Source organism: Nocardia sp. JCM 34519.1 (assembly GCF_020361265.1).
Lineage (GTDB): Bacteria > Actinomycetota > Actinomycetes > Mycobacteriales > Mycobacteriaceae > Nocardia > Nocardia arthritidis_A.
This window is the reverse complement of sequence record NZ_JAIRBR010000001.1, coordinates 644,828-669,633: the sequence shown is the minus strand read 5'-3', so window position 1 is coordinate 669,633 and position 24,806 is coordinate 644,828. Positions and strand designations below refer to the sequence as shown.

The following is a 24,806-nucleotide window of genomic DNA, read 5'->3' as shown; positions in this document are numbered from 1 at the left end:
CGGCGCGAGGGGTTTCACCGGCCTCCGTCGCAGATCCACCCACAGCCACACATCAGCGGTTGCGCGAAGGAGTTCTGCGATGCGTTCGTTCTCGCTGTCCCGGCGTCAGCTGTTCGCCGTCACCGCCGCCGTAGGGGTGGCCGCCACCGCGCCGCGCGCATCCGCTGCTGCGCCGATCGGAACCCTGGTCGATTACGCGGGCGGCATCCCGTCGGCCGCGGCCATTCGGGACGCGGGCCATCTCGGGGTGATCCGCTACGTCTCGGACCGGCGTACCGGCGCGGAGTGGATGGCCGGTAAACCGCTGCGCTCCCGCGAAGTCGACGAGCTGCGGGCCGCGGGGCTGCGGATCGTGTCCTGCTACCAGTTCGGCAAGGGGCCCACCGCGGACTGGCGCGGCGGGCTGGAGGCGGGCAAGCGGCACGCCGATCGCGGCCTCGCCCTGCACCGCGCCGCGGGCGGCCCGGACGACGCACCCATCTACGCCTCCATCGACGACAATCCGAGCGCCGTCGACTTCGCCACCATGATCGCGCCGTATCTACTCGGCTGGCAGTCGGTGCTCGGCCAGGCGAAGACCGGCGTCTACGCGAACGCGCCCACCATCGAGCTGGCCACAGCCGCGAACCTGGGGTCCTTTTACTGGCAGCACAATTGGGGCACGCCGAAGGGTTTCGTGCACCCCTCCGCGCACCTGCATCAGTTCGAGGTCGACAAACGCGCCATCGACGGCGTCGGCGTCGACCTCAACAATGCCCTGCAGCCCGAATTCGGCGCCTGGTCCTAGGGCACGCCCTAGGTCTGGCAGTGACAGACCGGCGCGACCCGCAGGTCGGGTTCGTCGTCCGGCACCACCCGCAGCGTCGGGCGGGTCTCCGGCGCTTGGTGGTCGCCGAGCCAGGAGAGCAACGACCAGCGCGACAGCCCGGAGAACGCCGAGCCGACGCTGGCGAACGAGGCGGAGGAAATCACCGAGGCGAACGATCCGACCGATCCGATCGACAGCACCGAGCCGACGCTGCCGATGGACAGGATCGAATACGCCGAACCGATGGACAGGATCGAGCCCTCTGAACGGAAGGACAGGATGGATCGGCGCGAACGCCTGCTGCGGATACAACGATCGGGCCTTATCGAACTCTCGATAGTCGCCATGAAAGTGGTCTACCACAATCGGCGGCCGATGATGCGCCATCACCCCTGTATAAATCCGGGCAAATGCACAGGGGTTGCCCGGATTTACGAATTATCAAGCGACGCTGAAGAATCCGAGCGTCGGCAGGAATGAGCAGGTTCGCGGGTCCGCGTCGTCGGCCTTGGTGGTGAGCGAACCGGAAATCACCGCGACGATTCGGCCCGCACCCGTGTCGGCGATGGCGGACAGGGTGGCCGGACCGCCCGGATTGATCTTGGCCTCATCGGTGAGCGGCAGCACGCCCGTCTGCCGGGTGTCCAGGTTCAGCCACTGGACGGTCATCGGCGGATCCTGTACCGGCGTCGGGCCCTTGGTGCCGAGCGCGGTGAAGACGAATCCGGCCTGGCCCGCCTTGGGTCCCGGCGGCGGCAGGGTGGCCGGACCGGGGACGGCGAGCGCGGTGCCGACCGAATCGGCGGTAGGTGCGATGCAGCCCTTGCCGATGGTCGGGTAGAGGAACTGGGCGATCATCGGACCGTCCTTGGGCGGCAGGTCGGGGCCACCGCCGCCGCTGCCGTCGAGGAAGGTGATGATCTTGTCGAGCGTGTCCTTGACCTGCGGCGGCAGGTTCAGCGTCGCCAGCAGCCTGCGGGCCTGATCGAGGATGGCGGTCTGCGGGCCGGAGACGTCGGCCGGTCCGGCGATCGCGCCGACGATGGCGGGGGCCAGCGAGGCGATGGCGTCGATCGGGACGCCCTCGGGGACCATCGGAACAGTGTCGGTGTGCACCGAGGCCGGAACGGGAACCGGGGCGGCCGGCGCGGGTGCGGGGGCGGCCGGGGCCGGAGCGCCGAATGCGGTGGGCGCGGCGAGCGCGGCGCTCGCCGTCATGGCGAGCACGGAAAGCACGATCCGCGATCCTCGGTAGCGAAGCACTGGTCTAGCCGTCCTTACCTGAAAAGCCATCGTTTCCGGGGTCACTCTAGGGATAAGGCCGCTCTGTTGTACAGCTCACTATGAGCGGCGCCGCTGTCGTGGACGATCAGTGTGAACAGAAGGTAGCGCCGTTGTCTGTTACTGGTGTGAAAGGTGATGCAAATGTTATCAGTTTCTGAATTGCGGCGCTCACAGGTCCTGCGTGGTCACGCTGCGCTACCGCCTCCGGGCCTGACGTTCACGCCGCGGCGATTAGCGCGAATGGCCGGAGCCTCCCGCGCTGCGGCTAATCTAATGCACAGCACTCCCCGCCGCGTCGCCCAACCCCGGATCCGTTCCGGAACCAGGCCGACGACCCGACTCGAAAGCCTGCGATTGTGAACCGAGAGAGCGCACGGGTGGACGCACGTCCCGCCGCTGCCGGCCTCCGCTGGGCAGTGCCGTTGCTCGGTCTGTCCGTATTGATCCGCCTGGGCTGGATGCTGCTGGCCCCCAACGGTATGAACCTGGTCGACCTGCACGTCTACGTCAACGGTTCGGCCGATCTGCTCACCGACCGGCTCTACGACTACACCTATTCGGAGAAGACGCCAGACTTCCCGCTGCCGTTCACCTATCCGCCGTTCGCCGCGCTGGTCTTCTACCCGCTGCACTTCCTGCCGTTCACCCTCGTCGCGATCGGCTGGCTGCTGGCGACGGTCGCCGCACTCTACTGGGTGGTCCGCATCGCGTTGGAGTTGTTGATCGGCAAAGAGCGTCTGCGCGAACCGAATTGGCGCGCGGCGACGATCGCCTGGACCGCCGTCGGCCTGTGGATGGAGCCGGTGCGCACCACCATCGACTACGGCCAGGTCAATGTCTTCCTGGTGCTCGGCGCGATGGCCGCGGTGCGCAGCGCGCGATGGTGGATCTCGGGTTCGCTGATCGGCATCATCGGCGGCATCAAACTGACCCCGGCGATCGGCGGGTTGTATTTCGCGGCGCGGCGGCGCTGGGCAACGGTCGTGTGGTCCGCGGTGGCGTTCGGCGCGACCGTCGGCCTCAGCTTCCTGATCAATTCGAAGGAGGCGCGGCGGTATTTCGGCACCCTGCTCGGTGACGCGCACCGGATCGGCCCGGTCGGCTCGGTGTGGAATCAGTCGCTGCGCGGAACCATCAGCCGCATCCTCGGCTACGACGTGGAATCCGGTCCGTGGTGGCTGGCCGCGGCGCTGATCGTGGCGGTGCTCGCGCTGCTGGCCTGGCGCACGCTGCGGCCCGACGATCTGCTCGGCACCCTGCTCATCGTGCAGCTGTTCGGGCTGATGGTCTCGCCCATCTCCTGGTCCCACCACTGGGTTTGGCTGATACCGACCGTGCTCTGGCTGCTTTTCGGGCCGGTGCGGGAACTGCCCGGCGCGCGGATCATCGCGGGGTACTGGCTCGTCACCATGGCGGTCGGGGTGCCGTGGGTGCTCTCGTTCCTGCAGCCGTCGATCTGGACGATCTCCCGGCCGGGCATCCTGTCCTGGCTCGGCGCGGTGGATGTCGCCGGGGTGCTGGTGCTGTTCGGCTGGATGATCTGGCACGGCCGTGGCGAACTGCTCGCGCAGTGGCGAGGACTGCGGACGTTCCGATTCGGGCGTCCGCAGCCGGTGGACGCGGGTTCGGGCGCGGCCTGAACTATCCGGCCATCTTGTCGATCTCGCCCGCCAACGCGATGTCCAGCGCGGTCAATCCGCCGGAATCGTGCGTCGAGAGGGTGAAGGTGACCTTGCGCCAGCGGATATCGATATCGGGATGATGGTTGGCCGCCTCCGCGGCCTCGGCGACCCGGCGCACCAGGTCGATGCCGTCGAGGAAGGTGGGCGCCTGAACGGTGCGGGTGATGGTGTCGCCGGAGCGGGTCCAGTCCGGCAATCCGGTGAGAGCTTGCGTGAGTTCGGTCTCGGTCAGCAGTGCTGCGCTCATGAATTCGGTTCTACTCCACCGGGCCGAGCGGCATCGGGCATTCGCCGGTAGGGGATCAGGCGGCGCGGGCCTTCTTGAGTCCCTTTTTCAATTCCTTGCCGCAAACACCCGCGGCTTCCAGGCGTTTCATCCGCATGATGACCACAGGGCATTTCAAGCAGCGCGTCTTCTTCCGACAGCACTTCTTCTTCGGTTTCAGGCTGGAAACCTGCTTCGCCTTAACCTTGCCCATGATTGCTTAGCATAACCTAAGTGGCCCGCGTGGTCTTTTGCGGTCTCTTTACCGGTAGTGTGTGAGGCTGGCCAGGGTTGCCCGGTGAAGTCGATTCTCCACCACGTTCTCCATGGGCAGGGCCGGCATCGACACTTACAGCAGGAGGATTCAGGCGTGTCGTCTGCACGCGATTTTCGCAACGTCGCCATCGTGGCTCACGTCGACCACGGTAAGACGACGCTCGTCGACGCCATGCTGCGCCAGTCCGGCGCCTTCGCCGAGCGCGCCGAGCCGGTCGACCGGGTGATGGACTCCGGTGATCTCGAGCGGGAGAAGGGCATCACCATCCTCGCCAAGAACACCGCGGTGCATCGCCACCACCCGGACGGTTCGGTGACCGTGATCAACGTCATCGACACGCCCGGCCACGCCGACTTCGGCGGTGAGGTGGAGCGCGGCCTGTCCATGGTCGACGGTGTCGTGCTGCTGGTGGACGCCTCGGAGGGTCCGCTGCCGCAGACCCGGTTCGTGCTGCGTAAGGCGCTGGCCGCCTCGCTGCCGGTGATCCTGGTCGTCAACAAGACCGACCGCCCGGACGCGCGCATCGCCGAGGTGGTCGAGGAAAGCCACGACCTGCTGCTCGACCTGGCATCCGACCTGGACGACGCCGCCGCCGAGGCCGCCGAGCTGGCCCTCGACCTGCCCGTGCTCTACGCCTCCGGCCGCGAGGGCAAGGCGTCCAAGGAGCGGCCCGAAAACGGCAACGCCCCCGCGGCGGAGAACCTGGACGCGCTGTTCGACGTGCTGATGGAGCACATCCCGGCGCCCAAGGGCGATCCGGCCGCGCCGCTGCAGGCACACGTCACCAACCTGGACGCGTCGGCCTTCCTCGGCCGTCTCGCCCTGGTCCGCATCCACAACGGTGAGCTGCGCAAGGGACAGAACGTCGCGTGGATGCACGGCGACGGTGTCAAGCAGGTGAAGATCACCGAGCTGCTGCAGACCATCGGCGTCGAGCGCAAGCCCGGCGAGGTCGCCGTCGCCGGTGACATCGTCGCCATCGCCGGCATTCCGGACATCATGATCGGCGACACCCTCGCCGATATCGACAACCCGGTCGCGCTGCCGCGCATCACCGTCGACGAGCCCGCCATCTCGGTGACCATCGGCACCAATACCTCACCGCTGGTCGGCCGGGTGCAGGGCCACAAGCTCACCGCGCGCATGGTCAAGGCGCGCCTGGACCAGGAACTGGTCGGCAACGTGTCGCTGCGGGTGCTCGACATCGGCCGTCCCGACGCCTGGGAGGTGCAGGGCCGCGGCGAGCTGGCGCTGGCCATCCTGGTGGAGACCATGCGCCGCGAGGGTTTCGAACTCACCGTCGGCAAGCCGCAGGTGGTCACCAAGCAGATCGACGGCAAGGTGCACGAGCCGTACGAGGAACTGACCATCGACTGCCCCGAGGAGTACCTCGGCGGTATCACCCAGCTGCTGGCCGCCCGAAAAGGCAAGATGGTGCAGATGAGCAACCATGCCGCCGGGTGGGTGCGGATGGAGTTCATCGTTCCGTCGCGTGGCCTGATCGGTTTCCGCACCGACTTCCTCACCGAAACCAGGGGCACCGGTATCGCCAACGCCGTTTCGCACGGGTACGCGCCGTGGGCCGGTGAGATCCGGGCCCGGCACACCGGTTCGCTGGTCTCCGACCGTGCGGGCACGGTCACCCCGTTCGCCATGATCCAGCTGTCGGACCGCGGGCAGTTCTTCGTCGAGCCGGGCGCGGACACCTACGAGGGCATGGTCGTCGGCGTCAACCCGCGTGCCGAGGACCTGGACATCAATGTCACCCGGGAGAAGAAGCTGACCAATATGCGCAGCTCGACCGCCGACGTGATGGAAACCCTCGCCAAGCCGCTGCAGCTCGATCTGGAGAGCGCGATGGAATTCTGCGCCGCCGACGAATGCGTCGAGGTCACGCCCGAGGTGGTCCGGGTGCGCAAGGTGGTGCTCGGCGCCACCGAGCGAGCCCGCGAACTCTCCCGCCGCAAGGCCAGGGACCGCGCGGCGCTGTAAACGCTTCTCGCACAACTAAGGTGGACCCGGAGCGGGTCTCGGGGGATTAGGGCGATGTGGGCGGCGCACCGGCGCTGCCCCCGACATAGTGCGAGGTAGAGTGCCGAAGGTGACATCGGGGGTCGGGCGCGCGACGGTGCGCGCCATGCTTGCGGTGGCGGCATCGTTGACGGTGCTCGCCGGTTGCACCGCGAATCCGCCCCCGCCGGTGGAGGCCAGCGACAGCCCGCAGACCACGACGCCCAAGCCGAGTAAGAACACCGTCGTGGTGGCGATCGACGACATCGGCATCGGATTCAATCCGCATCTGCGGTCCGATCAGTCGCCCGCCACCTCGGCGGTGAGTTCGATGGTGCTGCCGAGCCCGTTCCGTCCGGTGGCGAGCCCGACCGTGCCCGGCGCGACCGATTGGGTGCCCGATCTCGGACTGCTCGTCTCGGCGGATGTCACCGCACAGGAGCCGTTCACCATCACCTATACGCTGCGCAACCAGGCCAACTGGTCCGATGGCGCGCCGATCGCCGCCGAGGACTTCCGGTTCCTGTGGCAGCAGATGATCACCCAGCCCGGCGTCGTGGATTCCGCTGGCTACCGGCATATTTCGGATATCGCGTCATCCAATGGCGGCAAGACCGTCACGGTCACCATGAGTCAGCCGTATCCCGCGTGGCGTGAGCTGTTCAGCAATCTGCTGCCCTCGCATCTGCTGAAGGATTCGCCGGGCGGATTCCAGACCGGGTGGATCAGATCGATCAAGGTGTCCGGCGGGCAATTCTCGGTGAAGAACCTCGACCAGGGGCGCGACGAGATCCGGCTGGAGCGCAACGACCGGTACTGGGGTACGCCCGCCGCGCCGGACGAGATTCGGCTGCAGCGCGGTGGAACCACCGCGCAGTTGGCGGAATCGTTGCGCACCAGCGATTCTCAGATGGCGCTTGTGCACGGCGGCGCCGCGACACAGGCGCAGCTGGCCGCGATCCCTTCGGTGCGCACATCGATTACGCCGCAGGCGCGCGAGCTGCAGCTCGTATTGAACGGGCGCAGTGGCGATTTCGCCGATATCCGGGTGCGCAGGGCGGTGCTCGCGCTACTCGATCCCGCGCTGCTGGCCACCGTCGGCGCGCATACCGGTGGCTGGGTGGATCCGGTGCGCGCACAGGTGCTCGCACCGTCGGATCCCGGCTACGCGCCGACCGTGCCGCCGCGCCCCTCGGCCGACGAGGCCTTCGCGCTGCTCGCCGAGGCCGGTTTCGGGCGCGCACCGGAACAGCCGCCGGTCGCCTCGCCGACCTCGCCCGCGCCGAGCCCGCGTTCGGTCGCGAAAAACGGTAAGGCGCTTTCGATTCGGATCGGCGCGGTATCCGGTGACAACACCGCGATCGCCGTCGCGAATACCGCGGCGGACCAATTGCGCAGCGCCGGAATAGATGCCACCGTGCGCAGCGTCGCCGCGGATGCGTTGTACGGCAAGGAGCTTGCCGACAGCACCGTCGACGCGATCGTCGGCTGGGAGGTGGCGGGCACCGATCCGGCCACCGTGCTCGCCTCCCGCTACGGCTGCCCACCGCCGAATGTGCCCGCGTCGAACGGGGATTCGCAGCCGGGCCCGGAGGTCGTCCGGGTCGCGCCGAGCAATCTGTCCGGGGTATGCGATCCGACGCTGCAGGCGCAGATCGATGACGCACTGCGCGGCATCGATGTCGGACGGATTCTGGCGGAGGCCGAGCCGAAGCTGTGGGCGCTGTCGACGGTGCTGCCGATCGTGCAGGACAACGTGGTGGCCGCGGCGGGCCCGCGCGTCGACGGTGTCGCGCTCACCGGCAGTATCCAGTCGGGCATCTTCGGTGATGCCGCACAGTGGCGGATGCTGCCGTGACGGGCGGGCTGCTATTGGTGCACGCGCACCCCGACGACGAATCCATCACCACCGGCGGCACCATCGCGCACTACCGCATGCGTGGGATTCCGGTGCACGTGGTGACCTGCACGCTCGGTGAAGAGGGTGAGGTGATCGGCGAGCAGTGGGCCGGATTGGTCGCGGCACAGGCCGACCAGCTCGGCGGCTATCGAATCCTCGAACTCACCAGGGCGCTCGCGGCTTTGGACGCCGCGCCGCCGCGCTTCCTCGGCGGCGCGGGCCGCTGGCGGGATTCCGGGATGGCCGGAATGGCGTCGCAGGCGAACCCGCGGGCATTCATCCACTCCGGTGACGCGGCCGTGGCGGCCATGGCCGAAATCATTCTGGAACTGCGTCCACGCGTCGTCGTCGGCTACGACCCGCGCGGCGGCTACGGCCACCCCGACCACATCCGGGCGCACGAGGTGACCACCGCGGCGGTCCGGCTCGCGGCCGAAAAGGGTTGGGACACACCGAAGTTCTACTGGACCGTGACCGACGGCGATATGTTGCGCGCGCACACCGACGCGCTCGCCAAGCGCACGGTGGACGGGCTGCCGGGTGGGCTGCCGTCCGGATGGCGGTTGCCCGCCGAGGGTGAGCTGGCCAGCGTGCCGAGTCATACCGTCACCACCGTCGTCGACGTCTCGGACGGTTTGGCCGCGAAGCGAAATGCGTTGCGGGCGCACGAGACTCAGATCACCGTCGCGCCGTCGGGGCGCGAGTTCGCGCTGTCGAACGATATCGCGCAGCCGGTGCTGCCGGAAGAGCATTTCGTGCTCGTGCGTGGCGTCAAGGGACCGGTCGGGCCGGACGGACGTGAACATGATCTCTTCGCCGGACTCGATTGAACGGCGCGCTGGCGGGGTAATCGGATGCGGGAAGCAGGCCACCGCACTCGACTATCGACCGATCGGTTCCATTTGGCAGTAGCCGCTGGGTTGCTGTTTGATCGGTTATCTGGGACGGGTACCGTGCTCTCATCCCAGGACATCGACGTGGAGGTTTGGCGGGTTCATGACAGCGGTCGGCGACAAGGCTCACCTCAGCGTCGAGGACCACGGCTACCACAAGAGTCTCAAGCCACGTCAGCTACAGATGATCGCCATCGGCGGTGCCATCGGCACGGGTCTGTTCCTCGGCGCGGGTGGGCGACTCAATACGGCCGGACCAGGGCTTTTCCTGGTTTACGCGGTATGCGGCATCTTCGTGTTCCTCATCCTGCGCGCGCTCGGCGAGCTGGTGCTGCACCGGCCGTCGTCCGGCTCGTTCGTCTCGTACGCCCGGGAATTCTTCGGTGAGAAGGCGGCCTTCGTCGCGGGCTGGATGTATTTCCTGAACTGGTCGATGACCGGTATCGCCGACACCACCGCGATTGCCCAATATTTCCACTACTGGTCCGGATTCTCCCCGATCCCGCAGTGGGTACTCGCACTCATCGCGCTGATGATCGTGCTGGGAGTGAACCTGATCTCGGTCAAATGGTTCGGTGAAATGGAGTTCTGGGCCGCGCTGGTCAAGGTCACCGCGCTGTGCGCCTTCCTGATCATCGGCACCGTCTTCCTGCTCGGCCGCTTCACCGTGCAGGGCAAACACACCGGTCCGAGCGTCATCATCGATCACGGCGGCCTGTTCCCGACGGGTGTCCTGCCGCTGGTGGTCGTCACCTCGGGTGTGGTGTTCGCCTACGCGGCCGTCGAGCTGGTCGGCACCGCGGCGGGGGAGACGGAGGATCCGGTCAAGATCATGCCGCGCGCCATCAACTCGGTCATCGCGCGCATCGCGATCTTCTATGTCGGCTCGCTGGTGCTGCTCGGCCTGCTGCTGCCGTACACCAGCTACAAATCCGGTGAAAGCCCGTTCGTCACCTTCTTCGGCGCGCTCGGCGTGCCCGGTATCGGCAGCGTGATGAATATCGTCGTGCTCACGGCCGCCTTCTCCAGCCTGAACGCCGGCCTGTACTCGACCGGCCGCATCCTGCGCTCGATGTCGATGAACGGCAGCGCGCCGAAATTCACCGGGGTGATGGGCAAGAACGGCGTGCCGTACGGCGGCATCCTGCTCACCAGCCTGATCGCGCTGTGCGGCATCGTGCTCAACGGCGTCGTCCCGCATCAGGCCTTCGAGATCGTGCTGAATATGGCCTCGCTCGGCATCGTCGCCTCGTGGACCACCATCGTGCTGTGCCAGCTGCAGCTGTGGCGCTGGTGGAAGCAGGGGCGGGTGGAGCGGCCCGCCTTCCGCATGTTCGGCGCGCCGTACACCGGCCTGTTGACGCTGGTGTTCCTGTTCTTCGTGGTGGTGCTCACCGGATTCGACTATCCGATCGGCACCTGGACGGTGGCGACGCTGGCGGTCATCATTCCGATGCTGATCGTCGGCTGGTACGCAGCGCGCAGGCGGGTGCTGTCCATCGCCGAACAGCGGATGGGTTACACCGGTGAATTCCCGGTCGTGGCCAATCTGCCGCTGGATGGCGAGAAATAACTAGACTGCGGTCCGTGTACAACTGGGATCTGCAGAACGCCATCGCGGCCTTCGTCGAGAGCATGCGCCCGAACTGGCCCGCGCAGCACGACCTCTACCTGTCGGCGCTGTACGCGTTCGTCGATATGCAGAGCCAGCTGCTGACCCTGCTCGGTTTCCCGCCGGTGCCGTGACGGCGCTCGACGATCGGGCGGGTAGGCCGTCAGCAGTGCTCGGGCCGGTCATCGTCGCCCTGCTGGTGCTGGACGGGCTGATCACGCTGGTGCTGGAGGTGCTATTCCTGCCGAGCTATATCGGCGGCGTCGCGATGCCGATCACGGGGGTACTCGCGGGCGTGGTGAACGTGCTGCTGGTGCTGGGCGTGCGCACGGTGACCCACCGCGTCGGGGTGATGCTGCTGCCGCTCGGCGCGTGGGTCATCGGCTTTCTGGCCTGTGCGAGCTCAGGTCCCGGCGGCTCGGTCATGCTCCTGAGCGATTGGCGCACCCTGCTTTTGGTGTTCTGCGGTTTGGTGCCGCCGCTGCTGTTCATCTACTTCCGGATGAACGCCACGGTATTCAGCCGGGAGTGACCGGCTGCCGGAACATCGCCACGTTGTCGACCGCCCATTGGGCGAAAGTTGTTGCGGGGCGGCCGGTTATCTCCTCGACCGAATTGGTCGGCGCGGTCGGCGTCGTCGTCATATGCGCGAGTACGGTGTCGACGTACCAGGCCGCGCGTTCGCCCATCGATGGGGTCAGCGCGTCGATGGTCTCTTCCCGTGATGCGGTGATGAACGAAATATCTTGTCCCAGAGCCACACCGATTTGCCGGGCCAGTTCGGCGCGGGTCAGGATCTCGGGACCGGCGAGGGAGTACGCCTTACCTTCGGCTCCCGCCTCCATCAGCGACTGCGCCGCTATCGCCGCGATATCCACCATGGCGATGGGTGCGCTCGCCTTGTTCGGGTCGGGTTCGCGCACGGCGCCGGTCGTTTGGATCTGCGGAGCCCAAGTTCTGGTGTTCTCCATGAAATCCGCCGGCCACAGGTGCGTCCAGGCCAAGCCGCTGGCCTCGACCGCCCGCGTCACATGACCCCACCAGCTCTCGTGCTCGCCGGACAGGTCGACCACGTACTCGACACCGGCCCGGCGAGCCAGCTCGAGCACGCCTTCGAGAGATTTGTGCATCGGCGCGAGGTACATGCGGTCGACGCCGTCGAATGCCGCGGGCAGTGTCTCCGGCCGACCGAGGTAGCCCTGCGCCACCTGGACTCCATCCGGAAGTGCCGCCGCCGCGGGCTTGTTCGTCAGCGCGCGGACGTCGGTCGCTCCGCGCGCGAGTAGTTCATCGACGACCTTCCGGCCGATATTTCCGGTTGCTCCGGTCACCAAGATTGTCATTCGGTCCCCTCCGAATCGCTGGACCCCGCCATCCTGCCAGCCCGGCGTGCCGCCGGGCAGCCGCATTTGCTTGGGGTTGCATGTGCCGTGGGGATTCCATCTGAGCTGTGAAATATATTGTGGCACACTCAAATTGAGTTCAGTGCAGAGTGCCCGCCGGAATATCCAGATCCTGTTCGGTCTCCAGGCAGGTCCGGACGATCCCGGCCAGCCCGTCGGCGATCACCGGCACCGGCATATCCGCCGGGACATGTACGAAACCACCACGCAGACTCGGCATTTCGGTCTCGATCAGATGCAGCAGCCCGTAGAAGACGTGGTTGCACACGAATGTGCCCGCGGTGAACGACACCGACGCCGGAATACCGGCGGCGCGGACGGCGGCGACCGACGCCTTGACCGGCAGCCGACTGAAGTATGCGGCCGGACCGCCCGAAACCACCGGGCGGTCAACCGGTTGCGCACCCGCGTTGTCGGGGATGCGGGCATCGTCGAGGTTGATCGCCACCCGCTCCGGCGTTATCTCGGTGCGGCCGCCCGCGATTCCGGTGCTGATGACCAGATCCGGCCGGTGTTCGGCGATCGCGGCGCGCAGCACCGATATGGAAGCGCCGAAGACACAAGGCAATTGGACGGCCGACAGCTCGATATCCGTTGGCCGCCCCGCGAGCAGTCGCGCCGCCTCCCATGACGCGTTGCGCGCCTCGCCGCCGAACGGCTCGAATCCGGTCACCAGCACCCGGCTCATCAGAATCCCCAGACGTACATGATCGCGATATTGCAGGCCAGCAGCGGAATCGCCGTCGGCAGTTGGGCTTTGATCGGGCCGTAGCGATCCTTCATCTCCAGCAGAACCGCGGGCACGATATTGAAATTGGCCGCCATCGGCGTGCACAGCGTGCCGCAGAAACCGCTGAGCATGCCGACCGCGAAGATCACCGCGGGATTGCCGTGGAACTGGGTGACCAGCACCGGCCAGCCGATGGCCGCCGTCATCACCGGAAATGCGGCGAACCCGTTGCCCATCACTACGGTGAATACCGCCATGCCAACGCAATACAGCACGACGGCCGCGAATTGTGAACCGTCCGGCAGGATATTCGAGAAGAGCCGGCCCACCTGCTTACCGACACCCGCCTTGTCGAACAGCAGGCCGAGGATGGCGATGTACTGCGGTAGCAGCAGTGCCCAGCCGATGGCCTGCGCCAACCGGGATCCCTCGCGCAGCGCGAGGCCGAGGCTCGGACGCCCTGCCGGCCGCAGCAGCGCCATGGCGGCGATGAGCGCGACGATGACCCCGGCGCCGAGGCCGGTGAGCGCCGGAGTTCCGTTGGCGAGCAACGCTTTTCCATTGACCTTCACCGAGGCGACCAGCGTCGCGAAGAGCAGCGCGACCAGCGGGATCAGCAGCGCGGGCGCGAAGAGCCGGTTACCGAGCCGCTCGGCCGCGGCCTCGCGCTCCTCGACGGAACTGGTGGGAATCTCGGATTTGCCGAGCGCACCCGTGCCGCCGAGCACGCCGACCGCGAGCACCGCGAGCCCGAGCGGCCAGGCGGCTGCCGTCTTGTTGGTGACGAAAGTCGAATAGCAAAAAGACATTCCGAGCAGCGCCCAGAACGCGAAGGCGCCCGTGCGGCGCGGATTTTCCCGATGGCTCAGCGCGAAAACCGCCATCGTGCAGAAGAACAGGCCCAGTGCCCAGTAGATCCATTCGGCGTCGATCATCGGACAACCACCTGTGCGCAGTTCTTGGTCAGCCACCGGTCCAGCCACAGCAGGCGTCCGGCGTGGATTACGTAGGCGCAGATGGCCGATGGGATCGCCCACCGCGCGATCTCGAGCGCGTCGAGCTGAACGTGGTAGGCGGTGTTGATGTATCCGGTGATCAGCAGGACGCTGCCGATCGCGATGAAGATGTCCTCACCGAAGAACAGTCCGATGGTATCCGCGCTCGCGGTGAACCCCTTGATGCGTTCGATCGCCCGCTCGGGCAGCGAACCGTACTTGCGTTCCGCCGCGCCGACGGCCATCGGGCCGATCAGCGGACGCACCGTCTGCGCGGGACCGAAGATGCCGGTCAGGCCCATTGCCGCGGTCGCCTGCCTGGCCAGCATGTAGCCGGCGAGCAGGCGGCCGGTGGTGGCCATGCGCAGCTTCCCGATCATCCTGGCGGCCTGCTGCTGTAGCCCGAAACGGTCCAGCAAACCGATGACCGGCAGGGTGACGACGTAGATCGTCACCGAGCGGCTGCCCGCGAAACCGTTTCCGACGGCGTCGAGGAGCGCGGTGGGGGTCAGGCCGCCGAGCAGTGCGGTGACCACACCGGAAACGACGACGACAAGGAGGGGATTGAGACGTAGTGCGAACCCCGCGACGACGAGGGCCACACCCAAAAGGACGAGCACGTGTTCTCCACTGAACTGGGTCTAACCGAAGCCATGACGGTATGTTCCGTCCGGGCACATCGCAAGCGCTCCGGCATAAACCCAGCAAATGGTGGGCTGAATGCGCCCCGACGGCGGTGGTGGGTGCCGGTCGGTACTGTCGGCGATGACCGATCAGGAGGAAGATCCGTGACCAACATTCTGGATATCCCCGTCACCACCCTCGCGGGTGCGCAGACCACGCTCGGCGGGCTCACCGAGGGGCGGGCGGCGCTCGTCGTCAACGTGGCGTCCAAGTGCGGGCTCACCCCGCAGTACACCGGACTCGAGCAGTTGCAGCAGGAGTACGCGGCGCGCGGGTTCACCGTCGTCGGCGTGCCGTGCAATCAGTTCATGGGCCAGGAGCCCGGCACGTCCGAGGAGATCGCCGAATTCTGTTCCGCCACCTACGGTGTCACCTTCCCGCTCACCGAGAAGAGCGAGGTGAACGGGCCGGGCAGGCATCCGCTGTACGCGGAGCTCACCGAAACCGCCGACGCCGAAGGTAATTCGGGCGATATCGCGTGGAACTTCGAGAAGTTCGTGCTGTCCGGCGACGGCAAGATCGTCGGACGGTTCCGCCCGCAGACCGATCCGCACGATCCGGAACTCATCGCGGCCATCGAGGGCGTGCTGCCGCGGTAGTGACCGAAACCGGGACGGGCAGCGCGCTCGTCCCGGTTCCGTCGCGAATTATCCGGTGACGCAGTTGCCCTGGCCGTCGGCCTGACCGACCTTGTGCGGCATATCCGCGACCTCGCAGCGGGTGCCGCTCGGCAGCGGAATGAACTGGACCCCGTCCTGACCCGGCTTGTAGCAGGTGGCCGACGCGGGCGAATCACCGGGCAGGTAAATGCTTTCGGTGTATTCGAGGCCCGCCTGCGCGCAGGTCTGCTTGGCGATCTGCGCGTAGTCGAAGTCCTCCGCGTTCGCCGACACCGAGCCGACAGCGGTCAGCGCCGCGGCGGCCAATCCCACGAACATGGTGGTCCGGACAAAGCTCATCGTCGAATCTCCCTGAAACTCGGCTGTTTCCGTTGGATACGGCAGACACGGTACGGGTTGGCGCGCGCGGATGGTAGGAATCGAGGTCAACTACCGGCCGAAGTAGTGCCCCTTTTCGAGATCGGCCAGCAGGCCCGGCTGAACGGGTTCCCAGCCGAGCGACTCCCGGGTCGCGGCGCTGGAGACCGGGCTGTCCCGCTGGATGAGCAATCCCGCGAAGCCGAAGTGGTCGACGGCCGCCGACGCCGGAATGGATGCGGTCGGGACACCCGCATGGCGGCCGATTACCTCCGCGATATCGCGGAACGCGATGCCTTCCTCGGCGACGGCGTGCAGCCGGGCACCTGCCGGGGCCACCTCGAGCGCCAGCCGGTACAGGTGGGCCGCGTCGAGGCGGTGGACGGCGGCCCAGCGGCTGCCGCCATCGCCGACATAGGACGAAACTCCTTGTGTGCGTGCGATATCGATCAACTGGGTGAGGAAGCCGTGATCACCGTCGCCATGCACGATCGGCAGCCGCACCACCGCGACGCGCACGCCGCGTTCGGCGAAGGCCAAGGCCACCGATTCGGTGGCGATCCGCTCGGCGTTGAACGCCGTGGGATCGGGCGCACTGTGCTCGGTGGCGATCTCGCCGGGTACGAAACCTCCGGTGGCAGAGGTGATCAGAAACGGGCGGTCCGACGATGCCAGCGCCGCGCCGAGGGTTTCCACGGCCCGGCGATCTATCCGGACGTTCTCGGCGAAATCGGTGAAATCGTGGACGAAGGCGGTGTGGATGACACCATCCGCCGCGGCTGCGCCGGCGCGCAGGCTGTCCAGGTCGGTCAGGTCGCCGCGATGCGGTTCGGCTCCCGTCGCGGTGACCGCGGCCGCCGCCGCATCGGTGCGGGCGAGCCCGAGCACTTCGTGTCCGGCGTCGAGTAGTTCGCGGACGACGGCGCTTCCAACGAAACCCGTTGCGCCGGTGACGAATACGCGCACTGTGTACTCCTTCGGAATTCAGCTGACCGGCTTCGGGGCCGGTGTTTTCAGCTTCGGTGCGCGATGCCGTCGGCGTCCAAGGCCTGTTTCGCACAGCGCAATGCATTCAAGGCATCGCCGCAGTTGACGGGGTAGTTCCGTGCAGTGCCGCCGGTGGCGGTGCCATACCCTGGAGTTATGGCCGATACACCCGCGATCGATCTCGACCTACGCCTGGTCCGGTACTTCACCGTCGTCGCCGAGCATCGGCATTTCGGTCGCGCCGCCACCGCGCTGCGGGTCGCGCAGCCGTCGCTGAGTCGCCAAATCCGGCGTCTGGAACAGCAATTGGGCGCTCGGCTGTTCGATCGCACGCCGCAGGGCGTCGGGCTCACCGAAGCGGGTGCGGTCTTTTTGCCGCGCGCGAAGGCGCTGCTGCGCTCGGCCGGTCAGGCCGCGGCATACACCAGGGCGGCCGCCGAACCGCATCGCATCGTCATCGGCTACACCGTCAACCTGATCGTCACGCCGGTGGTGCGCGAACTGCGCCGACGCCATCCGGACGCCGATATACAGACGTCGCACCTGGGTTGGCGCAAAGCGCGCGAGGCGCTGCTCGACCACCACGTCGACGCCGTGCTGACCCGGCTGCCGTTCACCACCGACCAACTACACGTGACGATTCTCTACGACGAACCTCGGGCCGTGCTGGTGCCGCGGGACCATCGGCTGGTGGGCAAGGAGTCGGTCACCTTGGGTGACATCGCCGACGAACCCGTGGTCCGCGTGCCCGATCCGGCGTGGAATGCCTTCTGGCGCATCGACCCTCGCCCCGACGGCAGTCGCGCACCGGACGGCCCGCTCGCCGAGACGCTCGAGGACAAACTCGAATTGATCGCCTCCGGTCAGGCGGTGGCCATCGTCCCCGCCGATCCGACGGCCGAACGCGTGCGTCCCGATCTCACCGCCATACCGCTCGAGGATGTGCCGCCGAGCCACGTGGTGGTGGCGACCCGCGCCGGTGACGGCAGCCGTCTGGTGGCCGACTTCCGCAAAATCGCCAGGGCCATCCTCACCGGTCCCGCCGGATAGGCTCGGCGATGCCATATTCCGCTATTTGGGCGCTCAGCCCGGTCCCATTGAGATCCAGATACAGCAGCCGCTCGGTGACGGAAAGCGTGACGGTGTTGCGGCGTTCGATGGCGGCGACGGCTTCATCGATGAAACTCCGGTCGATGCTGTACACCGGAATCGCCTCGGCGCGATGGATCCGTTTGCCGGTGAGCTGCGCCAGCACCTTGGCCGGATCGCGATGGGTGTAGACGGCGACGCGGTCGGCCATTTTGCTGCCGCGATGCACCCGCTCCGCATCGGGCGCGCCGACCTCGATCCACGCGGTGACCTGCCCGGTGCGATCGCGCACCAGCACCGCCGGTTCATCGGTCGATGAGACGCCGCCCTCGCTGAACGCGATGCCCTCCTCGTACTCCAGGCAGTAGGCCAGCAGGCGGGTCAGCATGAATTCGGCGGTCTCCGACGGATGCCGCGCCACCCGGACGTCGAGATCCGCGTAGACCCCGCGGTCGACGTCGGCCAGCTGAACGGTGAAGGTGTACATGGTTGCGCCGAGTGCCATAGGTGCAGCAGCTTACGTGCCGGTTCAGTCGAGCCGAACCGCGAGCGTCGCGACGACCGCGTCGGTGCGGGCGCGCAGGGCCGCGGTGAGCACCGGGCCGCGCGGGTTGTGCAGCGGGCGGTGCCACCAGCGCCTGGCCTCCATATGGGCCAGCAGAACGGTGACCTGGCGGCCCTTTTCGGTTTGCTTGCGCACGTAGCCGACGAGGGTGTTGACGAGGCTGCGGTGCGGGGAGGGCAGCACCTTCAGCGGTACGCCGGGATCCCATTCCTTCCATTGCGCGCTGAGCTTTTTGGTCGATGCGGGATCGATTTCGGCTGCCACCGCGACGATTTCGCCGCGCATCCGCAGGGCCGAGCAGAGCGCGCGGGCCGTCACCTCGCTGATCGCGACCACCGGGACCACCACCAAAGCCTGTGTCGCCGAACCGGGTTCGGGCCGCGGCGGAATCTCGCCGAGGTGCAGCTGGCGGGCGACATCGCCGTAATAGTTCTCGGTGCGAGCGAAATTCACCACCAGCGCGGGCACGATGATCAGCAGCAGCCAGGCGCCCTCGGTGAATTTCTCGGCGAACAGCACGATCAGCGCGACGGCGGTGAGTATCGCGCCGAATCCGTTGAGGGCGGCCCGATGCCACCATCCCGGACCGCGTTCGCGATACCAGTGCAGTACCAGGCCGCCCTGGCTGATGGTGAAGCCGATGAATACGCCGATCGCGAAAAGCGGTAGCAGCCGGTGAGTTTCGGCGCCGACGATGATCAGCACCAGCGCGGCGAGCCCGGCCAGCGCCGCGACGCCGTAGCGGAACACCGGGCGTTCGGAACGCACGCCGAACAGCGATGGCACCCGGCGGTCCTTGGCCAGCAGCGAGAGCAGCACCGGCAGCCCGCCGAAGCTGGTATTCGCCGCGAGCACCAGCACCAGCGTGACGGCCAGATTGGTGAGATAGAAGAGCCAGCCGGTGCCGAACGCGCCGGCCGCGAGCTGGGCCAGCAGGGTCACCTCCCCGCGCGGCACCACATCGTTGCGCCGGATCAGCCAGGCCAGCCCGAGCAGCATGACGCCGAGCAGTACGCCGAGCGCGACCTCGGTGTGCTGGGCCCGCCGCACCGCGGGCGTGCGGAACGACGGCACCGCGTTGGCGATGGCCTCGACACCGGTGAGCGCCGAGCAGCCGGCCGAAAAAGCCTTGAGCAGCAGGATGATTCCCAAACCCTCGACCGCGACGAACGGCGACCGATCGGTGCCGATCCGCACCGGCTCCCAGTGCACCAATCCGGCGACGATCACCGCGAGGATCAGCACGACGAACAGAATCGTCGGCCCCATCAGGACTTTCGCGGATTCGGCCACCCCGATGAGGTTGATGATGGTGAGCACCGCGAGCCCGATCAGCGTGACGAGCAGCAGATGGCCGGCGAGCACCGGAAAGGCGCTGGCCAGGCTCGCCGCACCGGCCGCGAGGCTGACCGCGACGGTGAGCACGTAGTCGACCACCAGACTGGCCGCCGCGAGCAGGCTGGCCCAGCGGCCGAGATGCCGTTTGGCCACGGCATACGCGCCGCCGCCGTCGGGGTGCACCGCGATCACCTGCCGGTAGGACAGCACCAGTACCAGCAGCAGTGCGGCGATGGCCACCGAAACCGGCAGCGTCCAGGAGACCGCCGCCTCGCCGGCGGCGATGAGCGCCAGCACGATCGCCTCGGGGCCGTACGCGACGCTGGACAGCGCGTCGAGCGAGAGCGCGGCCAGTCCGCCGAGCGCGGTCAATCGGAATTGGTCGCCGCGCTGCATCCGCCGGACCCGGCGGTCGGCGATCCTCGGTTCGGCAGCGCGCTGCTCCAGCCTGTTCACCACGCCGATCATTCAACGCGGTGCCGATACCCTGCGCCGATAGCGACACGAGGGCCAGGTTCAGCGCTTGCCGAGGCGTCCCGGATCCACCTGCTCGATGAGCGCATATGCCTGGTCGATCGGGATATCGAGCACCGCGTAGCGCTTCTTGCCCGCCGCCGTCGCCGCGACCACCGTCGCAACTCCCGCCCGGCGCTGGAAGAAGGTCTGCCGCACCGTCCAGCCGATGATGCCGGGCGCCTCCAGGCAGTCGCGGTCGCGGTCCAGCGAACCCGAGCGGGTGACGAGCCAGGTCGGCGCGGCGCCGCCGGCCGGAATGACCGCGTGGCCGAGTCCGCGATACCGGTCGGCGGCGAGCGGAATGCCGATCACCGTGCCGAGGGCCGGAATCAGCCACCACCATGCCGAAAACTCCACGCCCGCAAGCCTTATCGCGAGCATGACGACCGCGATGACGAGTACGGGCAGCAGTGTGCGGGTGTACCGGCGCCGCAGCGCGGCGGGCCCGTGCGGGACCAGCGGCACCAGGCCGGGCATCAATTGCGTTGTGCCGCTGGGCTTATCGTGTATGGCGTCCGGTGCGAGCAGATGGGCGAGCGTGTGATCGATCGCCGCCCGCGGCGCCTGCGGCAGGATCTTCACCCGCGGCTTCTCGCCGGTCATGATCGCCTCGAGTTCGGCGCCGCCGGCGAGCCGCAGCAGCAGCGGCTCGTTCACCGTCGCGCCGCGAAACCTGGCCAGATCCATGGTGATCTGCCGCGTGGTGAACAATCCGTGCCGGATCTGCAGCGTCTTCCCGTCGTCGAGCACCTGCAAGCCGAAATACGTTGCCAGATAACGTGCGCACGCCGCCAGCGCCACCACCAGCACCAGCGCGACAACCAGCGCCGCGATCGCCAGCGCGATGACCAGTGCCGTGCCGTCGCGCAGGCTGTGCACCGCGTCGGAGCGGAAAATCGCCTGGCCGATTCCGTATTGGAAGGCGAGGCCGACGATCGGCGCGAAGATCGCGAACCCGGTCAGCGACAGCGGCGCGTACCGCACCCAGCCCGCCTGCCAGTGCGCGATCTCCCGGCCCGTCGGTTCTATCTTCGTAACCTCTTGTCCGGCAAGGTCTTCGGTGCCGGTGCCGGTGCCGGTGCCGGTGCCGGTGTCGGCGAGCAGTTCGCGGCGCAGGTCCGGGACCAGCCGCGCGTCCAGCGCGTCGAGCTTGAACTGCTCCTTCTTTTCGGCCTGTTGTCCGGTCCCGATGGCGAGCACCGCCAACCCGAGCACCCGGTGCAGCAGGTCGGCCTCGATATCCACCGAGCGGATCCGCGAGCGCGGCACCGCGAGCCGCTTGCGCTGGATCAGACCCGTGCGCAGCTCGACATGCGTCGGACCGACCCGGTAGGTGGTGGTGAACCAGCGGGTCGCCGCGAAACCCACGATCAGCACCAGCGGGATCAGGCTCCACAGCGGATTGTCGGCGCGGCTGCCGACGATGACCGTGCCGATCAACACCGGGATGTACCGCACGACCTCATTGACCGGATGTACCAGCAACATTCGCGGATCCAGCCGCTGCCACGGCCGGACCGGAGCCGTCTGCGTCATGTCGCGTCACCGCGGTGCCGGGCGGCGATATCGGTCAGCCGCCGCACCGTCTCCTCGGCCACCGGCCGGTCCAGCGCCGAAATGGTCACGGCCCCAGCCGAAGACGCGGTGGTGACGGTCACCGTCGCGAGGTCGAGCATGCGCTCCAGCGGCCCGCGTTCGGTGTCCACCGTCTGCACCCGGGAGATCGGCGCGACCCGGCTCTCCTGATTGATCCAGCCGACCCGCGTGTACACCGCCTCGTCGGTGACCTCCCACCGGTGCACCGCGTAGCGCCACCACGGCACCACCCCGATGCTGACCGCGGCGGCGGCCAGAGTGATCGCGAAGACGGCGAGCTGCGCGCCGCGGTGCCCGGTATCCACCAGCGCCCAAATCAGTTCGGCCACGAACGGAATCACCCAGGCGAGCGCGGCTTGGATGGTCCACAGCAGTTTCGCCTTGGCGCTGGGACGCCAGGCCGGTTCGGCCATGATCGTGGGCGGCTGCGACATGCTGCCCATGGTTGCACGAATCGATCGGTCACCGGCATGACGGTTGTCATCCGTTCCGGATTCGTCGGCGGCGGCCGGAATAGTGTGGTGTGCGACGAGGTTGTCCACCCTCACAGGCACTGGAAGGAGACATGCCCGGATGGTTAGCGCATGATCGAGGACGTGACTCAACTGCCGCACCCCAGCATTCCTTCCGCACCGCCCGCGGCCTCGGCCATGCGCCGCGCGCTGCGTCGGGCGCGTGACGGGGTGACGCTCAACGTCGAAGAGGCCACCGTGCTGCTGCATGCGCGCGGTGACGATCTGAAAGACCTGATGAACAGCGCGGCGCGCGCCCGCGATGCCGCGCTGGATTCGGCGGGCCGACCGAAGCAGCTCACCTACTCGCGTAACGTTTTCATCCCGCTCACCCGGTTGTGCCGGGACAAATGCCACTACTGCACCTTCGTCACCGTGCCCGGCAAACTCCGGGCAGCGGGCGAGGGCATGTTCCTCGAACCCGACGAGGTACTCGATATCGCCCGCCGCGGCGCCGCGCTCGGCTGTAAGGAAGCGCTGTTCACGCTGGGCGACCGCCCGGAGGACCGCTGGCCGGAGGCGGCGCAGTGGCTCGACGAGCGCGGCTACGACTCCACCATCGACTACCTGCGCGCCGTATCGATCATGGTGCTGGAGGAGACCGGCCTGCTGCCGCATCTCAATCCCGGCGTGATGACCTGGGAGGAGATCTCCCGGCTGAAGCCGGTCTCGCAGTCCATGGGCATGATGCTGGAGACCACCGCGACCCGGCTGTTCACCGAAAAGGGCAACTGCCACTACGGAAGTCCGGACAAGGATCCGGCGGTGCGGCTGCGCGCGATCACCGACGCGGGCAGGCTCTCGGTGCCCTACACCACCGGCATCCTGGTCGGCATCGGCGAGACGCTGGCCGAGCGCGCCGAATCGATTATGGCGATTCGCAAGCAGCACAAGGCATTCGGGCATATTCAGGAAGTCATCATCCAGAACTTCCGGGCCAAGAGCGATACCGCCATGCGCGATGTGCCGGATGCGGGGATCGAGGAATTCCTGGCCACCATCGCGGTGAGCCGCCTGGTACTCGGGCCGGACGTGCCGGTGCAGGCGCCGCCGAATCTGGTGTCGCACGAGGACTGTCGCGCGCTGATCGATGCGGGCATCGACGACTGGGGCGGTGTCTCGCCGGTGACGCCCGACCACGTCAACCCGGAACACCCGTGGCCGAATCTGGAGACGCTGCGCGAGATCACCGAATCCGCGGGTTATGAACTGGCCGAACGTACTTCGGCGCATCCGAAGTATGTGCGGGCGGGCAACCCGTGGGTGGATCCGCGGATCGGCGCGCACGTCGCCGCGCTCAGCGACCCGGTGACCGGCCTGGCCCGGCCGGACGCGATTCCGGTCGGCCTGCCGTGGCAGGAGCCGGACGAATCGTGGGAGTCGGCGGGCCGCGTCGACCTGAACACCTCGATCGATACCGATGGCCGAAATACGGTGAGCCGCAGCGATTCCGCGCTCGGCGAAGAGGTGGTGGGCGCCTTCGGCGATTGGGACACCATTCGCGAACAGGCCCGTGATCTGGCCGCCGCCGCACCGGAGAAGCTCGACGCCGACGTGCTCGCCGCGCTACGCGCCGCCGAACGCGATCCGGCCGGGCTCACCGATGCCGAATACCTGGCACTGGCCACCGCCGACGGCGCCGACCTCGAGGCGGTGACCGCGCTCGCCGATCAACTGCGCCGCGACACCGTCGGCGACGACGTCACCTACGTGGTGAACCGGAACATCAACTTCACCAATATCTGCTACACCGGCTGCCGGTTCTGCGCCTTCGCCCAGCGCAAGGGCGACGCCGACGCGTTCACGCTGAGCATGGACGAGGTCGCCGACCGAGCGTGGGAGGCACACGTCGACGGCGCGACCGAGGTCTGCATGCAGGGCGGTATCGATCCGGATCTGCCGGTCACCGGTTACGCGGATCTGGTGCGCGCGGTGAAGAAGCGGGTGCCATCGATGCACGTGCACGCCTTCAGCCCGATGGAGATCGTCAACGGTGCGTCGCGCGGCGGGCAGAGCGTCAAGGAGTGGCTGGTCGCGCTGAAAGAGGCCGGACTGGACACCATTCCGGGCACGGCCGCGGAAATCCTGGACGACGAGGTGCGCTGGGTGCTCACCAAGGGCAAGCTGCCGACCTCGGCGTGGATCGACGTGATCAGCACCGCGCACCGGGTGGGCATCCGGTCGAGCTCGACCATGATGTACGGGCACGTCGACAGCCCGAAGCACTGGGTCGGCCATCTGCGGGTGATTCGCGGAATCCAGGACGACACAGGCGGTTTCACCGAATTCGTGCTGCTGCCCTTCGTCCATCAGAGCGCGCCGCTGTACCTCGCGGGCGCGGCGCGGCCAGGTCCGACGATTCGCGACAACCGGGCCGCGCACGCGCTCGCCCGCATCATGCTGCACGGCCGGATCGACAATATCCAGACCAGCTGGGTCAAACTCGGCACCGCGGGTACCCGGATGATGCTGAACGGTGGCGCGAACGATCTCGGCGGCACGCTGATGGAGGAGACCATCTCCCGGATGGCGGGTTCGCAGCACGGCTCCGCGAAAACCGTTGCCGAGCTGGTGGATATCGCGTCGGGCATCGGGCGGCCGACCCGCGAGCGCACCACGACCTACGGTGTGCCGAAGCGGCGCGGGCCGCTGCCGGACCTCCAGTTGACGGTCGGATGAATGC

Annotated in this window: 25 protein-coding genes; 11 read left to right on the top strand and 14 right to left on the bottom strand. The window is 67.5% G+C overall.

Annotated features, from left to right (window positions below):
* Positions 1 to 79 precede the first annotated feature (79 nt).
* A complete protein-coding gene (locus tag LGY53_RS03200) occupies positions 80 to 787 on the top strand; it encodes a DUF1906 domain-containing protein (protein WP_225725105.1) in 708 nt (235 codons plus the stop codon).
* Between the two features lie 8 nt (positions 788 to 795).
* Here LGY53_RS03200 and LGY53_RS03195 read toward each other — a convergent pair whose 3' ends face one another.
* Together LGY53_RS03195 and LGY53_RS03190 are read right to left on the bottom strand one after the other, a co-directional pair.
* The gene (locus LGY53_RS03195; RefSeq protein ID WP_167477672.1) at positions 796 to 1,155 is read right to left on the bottom strand and encodes a hypothetical protein; all 360 of its coding nucleotides are present in this window, start codon (positions 1,153 to 1,155) and stop codon (positions 796 to 798) included.
* 94 nt (positions 1,156 to 1,249) lie between these two features.
* Positions 1,250 to 2,026: a hypothetical protein gene (locus LGY53_RS03190; RefSeq protein ID WP_225725675.1), complete on the bottom strand. Its 777-nt coding sequence runs from the start codon at positions 2,024 to 2,026 to the stop codon at positions 1,250 to 1,252.
* A 422-nt stretch (positions 2,027 to 2,448) separates the two neighbouring features.
* Here LGY53_RS03190 and LGY53_RS03185 point away from each other — a divergent pair, with 422 nt between their 5' ends.
* On the top strand, positions 2,449 to 3,732 hold the full coding sequence (locus LGY53_RS03185) for a mannosyltransferase (RefSeq protein WP_225725104.1): 1,284 nt from the start codon (positions 2,449 to 2,451) through the stop codon (positions 3,730 to 3,732).
* A 1-nt stretch (position 3,733) separates the two neighbouring features.
* On the opposite strand, the gene LGY53_RS03180 is transcribed toward LGY53_RS03185, so the two are convergent.
* Together LGY53_RS03180 and LGY53_RS03175 are read right to left on the bottom strand one after the other, a co-directional pair.
* The gene (locus tag LGY53_RS03180) at positions 3,734 to 4,021 is read right to left on the bottom strand and encodes a 4a-hydroxytetrahydrobiopterin dehydratase (RefSeq protein ID WP_225725103.1); all 288 of its coding nucleotides are present in this window, start codon (positions 4,019 to 4,021) and stop codon (positions 3,734 to 3,736) included.
* Between the two features lie 55 nt (positions 4,022 to 4,076).
* The gene (locus LGY53_RS03175) at positions 4,077 to 4,253 is read right to left on the bottom strand and encodes a hypothetical protein (RefSeq protein WP_167477669.1); all 177 of its coding nucleotides are present in this window, start codon (positions 4,251 to 4,253) and stop codon (positions 4,077 to 4,079) included.
* Between the two features lie 156 nt (positions 4,254 to 4,409).
* Between LGY53_RS03175 and typA the strand changes: the two genes are divergently transcribed.
* The 6 genes from typA to LGY53_RS03145 all read left to right on the top strand — a co-directional run bounded on the left by typA (position 4,410) and on the right by LGY53_RS03145 (position 11,263).
* On the top strand, positions 4,410 to 6,308 hold the full coding sequence (typA, locus tag LGY53_RS03170) for a translational GTPase TypA (protein WP_225725102.1): 1,899 nt from the start codon (positions 4,410 to 4,412) through the stop codon (positions 6,306 to 6,308).
* Between the two features lie 145 nt (positions 6,309 to 6,453).
* Complete coding sequence (locus LGY53_RS03165; protein ID WP_225725674.1) at positions 6,454 to 8,184, top strand: ABC transporter family substrate-binding protein; 1,731 nt, start codon at positions 6,454 to 6,456, stop codon at positions 8,182 to 8,184.
* Positions 8,181 to 9,056: an N-acetyl-1-D-myo-inositol-2-amino-2-deoxy-alpha-D-glucopyranoside deacetylase gene (gene mshB / locus LGY53_RS03160; RefSeq protein WP_225725101.1), complete on the top strand. Its 876-nt coding sequence runs from the start codon at positions 8,181 to 8,183 to the stop codon at positions 9,054 to 9,056. The genes LGY53_RS03165 and mshB overlap by 4 nt, the downstream gene beginning before the upstream one ends.
* A gap of 166 nt (positions 9,057 to 9,222) precedes the next feature.
* Positions 9,223 to 10,692, top strand: a complete 1,470-nt coding sequence (locus LGY53_RS03155; RefSeq protein ID WP_225725100.1) for an amino acid permease — start codon at positions 9,223 to 9,225, stop codon at positions 10,690 to 10,692.
* Between the two features lie 14 nt (positions 10,693 to 10,706).
* A complete protein-coding gene (locus LGY53_RS03150) occupies positions 10,707 to 10,865 on the top strand; it encodes a hypothetical protein (protein WP_167477665.1) in 159 nt (52 codons plus the stop codon).
* The gene (locus LGY53_RS03145; RefSeq protein ID WP_225725099.1) at positions 10,862 to 11,263 is read left to right on the top strand and encodes a hypothetical protein; all 402 of its coding nucleotides are present in this window, start codon (positions 10,862 to 10,864) and stop codon (positions 11,261 to 11,263) included. Before LGY53_RS03150 ends, LGY53_RS03145 begins: the two co-directional genes overlap by 4 nt.
* Here the strand turns inward: LGY53_RS03145 and LGY53_RS03140 are convergent.
* The 4 genes from LGY53_RS03140 to LGY53_RS03125 form a co-directional block, all read right to left on the bottom strand.
* The gene (locus LGY53_RS03140; protein WP_225725098.1) at positions 11,250 to 12,074 is read right to left on the bottom strand and encodes an NAD(P)H-binding protein; all 825 of its coding nucleotides are present in this window, start codon (positions 12,072 to 12,074) and stop codon (positions 11,250 to 11,252) included. The genes LGY53_RS03145 and LGY53_RS03140 overlap by 14 nt on opposite strands.
* 139 nt (positions 12,075 to 12,213) lie before the next feature.
* The gene (gene pcp / locus LGY53_RS03135; protein WP_225725097.1) at positions 12,214 to 12,822 is read right to left on the bottom strand and encodes a pyroglutamyl-peptidase I; all 609 of its coding nucleotides are present in this window, start codon (positions 12,820 to 12,822) and stop codon (positions 12,214 to 12,216) included.
* A complete protein-coding gene (locus LGY53_RS03130; RefSeq protein ID WP_225725096.1) occupies positions 12,822 to 13,799 on the bottom strand; it encodes a DUF979 domain-containing protein in 978 nt (325 codons plus the stop codon). The genes pcp and LGY53_RS03130 overlap by 1 nt, the downstream gene beginning before the upstream one ends.
* Positions 13,796 to 14,479, bottom strand: a complete 684-nt coding sequence (locus LGY53_RS03125; protein ID WP_225725095.1) for a DUF969 domain-containing protein — start codon at positions 14,477 to 14,479, stop codon at positions 13,796 to 13,798. The genes LGY53_RS03130 and LGY53_RS03125 overlap by 4 nt, the downstream gene beginning before the upstream one ends.
* 177 nt (positions 14,480 to 14,656) lie before the next feature.
* Here LGY53_RS03125 and LGY53_RS03120 point away from each other — a divergent pair, with 177 nt between their 5' ends.
* Complete coding sequence (locus tag LGY53_RS03120) at positions 14,657 to 15,142, top strand: glutathione peroxidase (protein WP_374111128.1); 486 nt, start codon at positions 14,657 to 14,659, stop codon at positions 15,140 to 15,142.
* A 48-nt stretch (positions 15,143 to 15,190) separates the two neighbouring features.
* On the opposite strand, the gene LGY53_RS03115 is transcribed toward LGY53_RS03120, so the two are convergent.
* Both LGY53_RS03115 and LGY53_RS03110 read right to left on the bottom strand, forming a co-directional pair.
* A complete protein-coding gene (locus LGY53_RS03115; protein ID WP_167477659.1) occupies positions 15,191 to 15,502 on the bottom strand; it encodes a hypothetical protein in 312 nt (103 codons plus the stop codon).
* Between the two features lie 90 nt (positions 15,503 to 15,592).
* A complete protein-coding gene (locus LGY53_RS03110) occupies positions 15,593 to 16,486 on the bottom strand; it encodes an SDR family oxidoreductase (RefSeq protein ID WP_225725093.1) in 894 nt (297 codons plus the stop codon).
* A gap of 177 nt (positions 16,487 to 16,663) precedes the next feature.
* Here LGY53_RS03110 and LGY53_RS03105 point away from each other — a divergent pair, with 177 nt between their 5' ends.
* Positions 16,664 to 17,557, top strand: a complete 894-nt coding sequence (locus tag LGY53_RS03105) for a LysR family transcriptional regulator (RefSeq protein ID WP_225725092.1) — start codon at positions 16,664 to 16,666, stop codon at positions 17,555 to 17,557.
* On the opposite strand, the gene LGY53_RS03100 is transcribed toward LGY53_RS03105, so the two are convergent.
* From LGY53_RS03100 to LGY53_RS03085, 4 genes are read right to left on the bottom strand one after another with little or no spacing between them, the layout of a single operon-like run.
* Positions 17,538 to 18,101, bottom strand: a complete 564-nt coding sequence (locus LGY53_RS03100; protein WP_225725091.1) for a YaeQ family protein — start codon at positions 18,099 to 18,101, stop codon at positions 17,538 to 17,540. The two genes, LGY53_RS03105 and LGY53_RS03100, sit on opposite strands and share 20 nt — an antisense overlap.
* Positions 18,102 to 18,125: 24 nt before the next feature.
* Positions 18,126 to 19,958, bottom strand: coding sequence for an APC family permease (locus tag LGY53_RS03095; protein WP_225732601.1), 1,833 nt, complete (start codon positions 19,956 to 19,958; stop codon positions 18,126 to 18,128).
* Positions 19,959 to 20,015: 57 nt separating this feature from the next.
* Positions 20,016 to 21,551 carry a PH domain-containing protein gene (locus LGY53_RS03090; RefSeq protein WP_225725089.1) on the bottom strand — a complete coding sequence of 512 codons (1,536 nt, stop codon included), beginning with the start codon at positions 21,549 to 21,551 and terminating at the stop codon, positions 20,016 to 20,018.
* A complete protein-coding gene (locus tag LGY53_RS03085; RefSeq protein ID WP_225725088.1) occupies positions 21,548 to 22,045 on the bottom strand; it encodes a PH domain-containing protein in 498 nt (165 codons plus the stop codon). The genes LGY53_RS03090 and LGY53_RS03085 overlap by 4 nt, the downstream gene beginning before the upstream one ends.
* 150 nt (positions 22,046 to 22,195) lie before the next feature.
* Between LGY53_RS03085 and LGY53_RS03080 the strand changes: the two genes are divergently transcribed.
* Positions 22,196 to 24,802: a bifunctional FO biosynthesis protein CofGH gene (locus tag LGY53_RS03080; RefSeq protein WP_225725087.1), complete on the top strand. Its 2,607-nt coding sequence runs from the start codon at positions 22,196 to 22,198 to the stop codon at positions 24,800 to 24,802.
* The last annotated feature ends 4 nt before the right edge of the window (positions 24,803 to 24,806 follow it).

Coding starts and splice junctions, on each gene's coding strand:
- LGY53_RS03200 (WP_225725105.1), top strand. CDS start 80: ATGCGTTCGTTCTCGCTGTCCCGGCGTCAGCTGTTCGCCGTCACCGCC.
- LGY53_RS03195 (WP_167477672.1), bottom strand. CDS start 1,155: ATGGCGACTATCGAGAGTTCGATAAGGCCCGATCGTTGTATCCGCAGC.
- LGY53_RS03190 (WP_225725675.1), bottom strand. CDS start 2,026: ATGACGGCGAGCGCCGCGCTCGCCGCGCCCACCGCATTCGGCGCTCCG.
- LGY53_RS03180 (WP_225725103.1), bottom strand. CDS start 4,021: ATGAGCGCAGCACTGCTGACCGAGACCGAACTCACGCAAGCTCTCACC.
- LGY53_RS03175 (WP_167477669.1), bottom strand. CDS start 4,253: ATGGGCAAGGTTAAGGCGAAGCAGGTTTCCAGCCTGAAACCGAAGAAG.
- LGY53_RS03165 (WP_225725674.1), top strand. CDS start 6,454: ATGCTTGCGGTGGCGGCATCGTTGACGGTGCTCGCCGGTTGCACCGCG.
- LGY53_RS03155 (WP_225725100.1), top strand. CDS start 9,223: ATGACAGCGGTCGGCGACAAGGCTCACCTCAGCGTCGAGGACCACGGC.
- LGY53_RS03140 (WP_225725098.1), bottom strand. CDS start 12,074: ATGACAATCTTGGTGACCGGAGCAACCGGAAATATCGGCCGGAAGGTC.
- pcp (WP_225725097.1), bottom strand. CDS start 12,822: ATGAGCCGGGTGCTGGTGACCGGATTCGAGCCGTTCGGCGGCGAGGCG.
- LGY53_RS03130 (WP_225725096.1), bottom strand. CDS start 13,799: ATGATCGACGCCGAATGGATCTACTGGGCACTGGGCCTGTTCTTCTGC.
- LGY53_RS03115 (WP_167477659.1), bottom strand. CDS start 15,502: ATGAGCTTTGTCCGGACCACCATGTTCGTGGGATTGGCCGCCGCGGCG.
- LGY53_RS03105 (WP_225725092.1), top strand. CDS start 16,664: ATGGCCGATACACCCGCGATCGATCTCGACCTACGCCTGGTCCGGTAC.
- LGY53_RS03100 (WP_225725091.1), bottom strand. CDS start 18,101: ATGGCACTCGGCGCAACCATGTACACCTTCACCGTTCAGCTGGCCGAC.
- LGY53_RS03090 (WP_225725089.1), bottom strand. CDS start 21,551: ATGACGCAGACGGCTCCGGTCCGGCCGTGGCAGCGGCTGGATCCGCGA.
- LGY53_RS03085 (WP_225725088.1), bottom strand. CDS start 22,045: ATGTCGCAGCCGCCCACGATCATGGCCGAACCGGCCTGGCGTCCCAGC.
- LGY53_RS03080 (WP_225725087.1), top strand. CDS start 22,196: ATGATCGAGGACGTGACTCAACTGCCGCACCCCAGCATTCCTTCCGCA.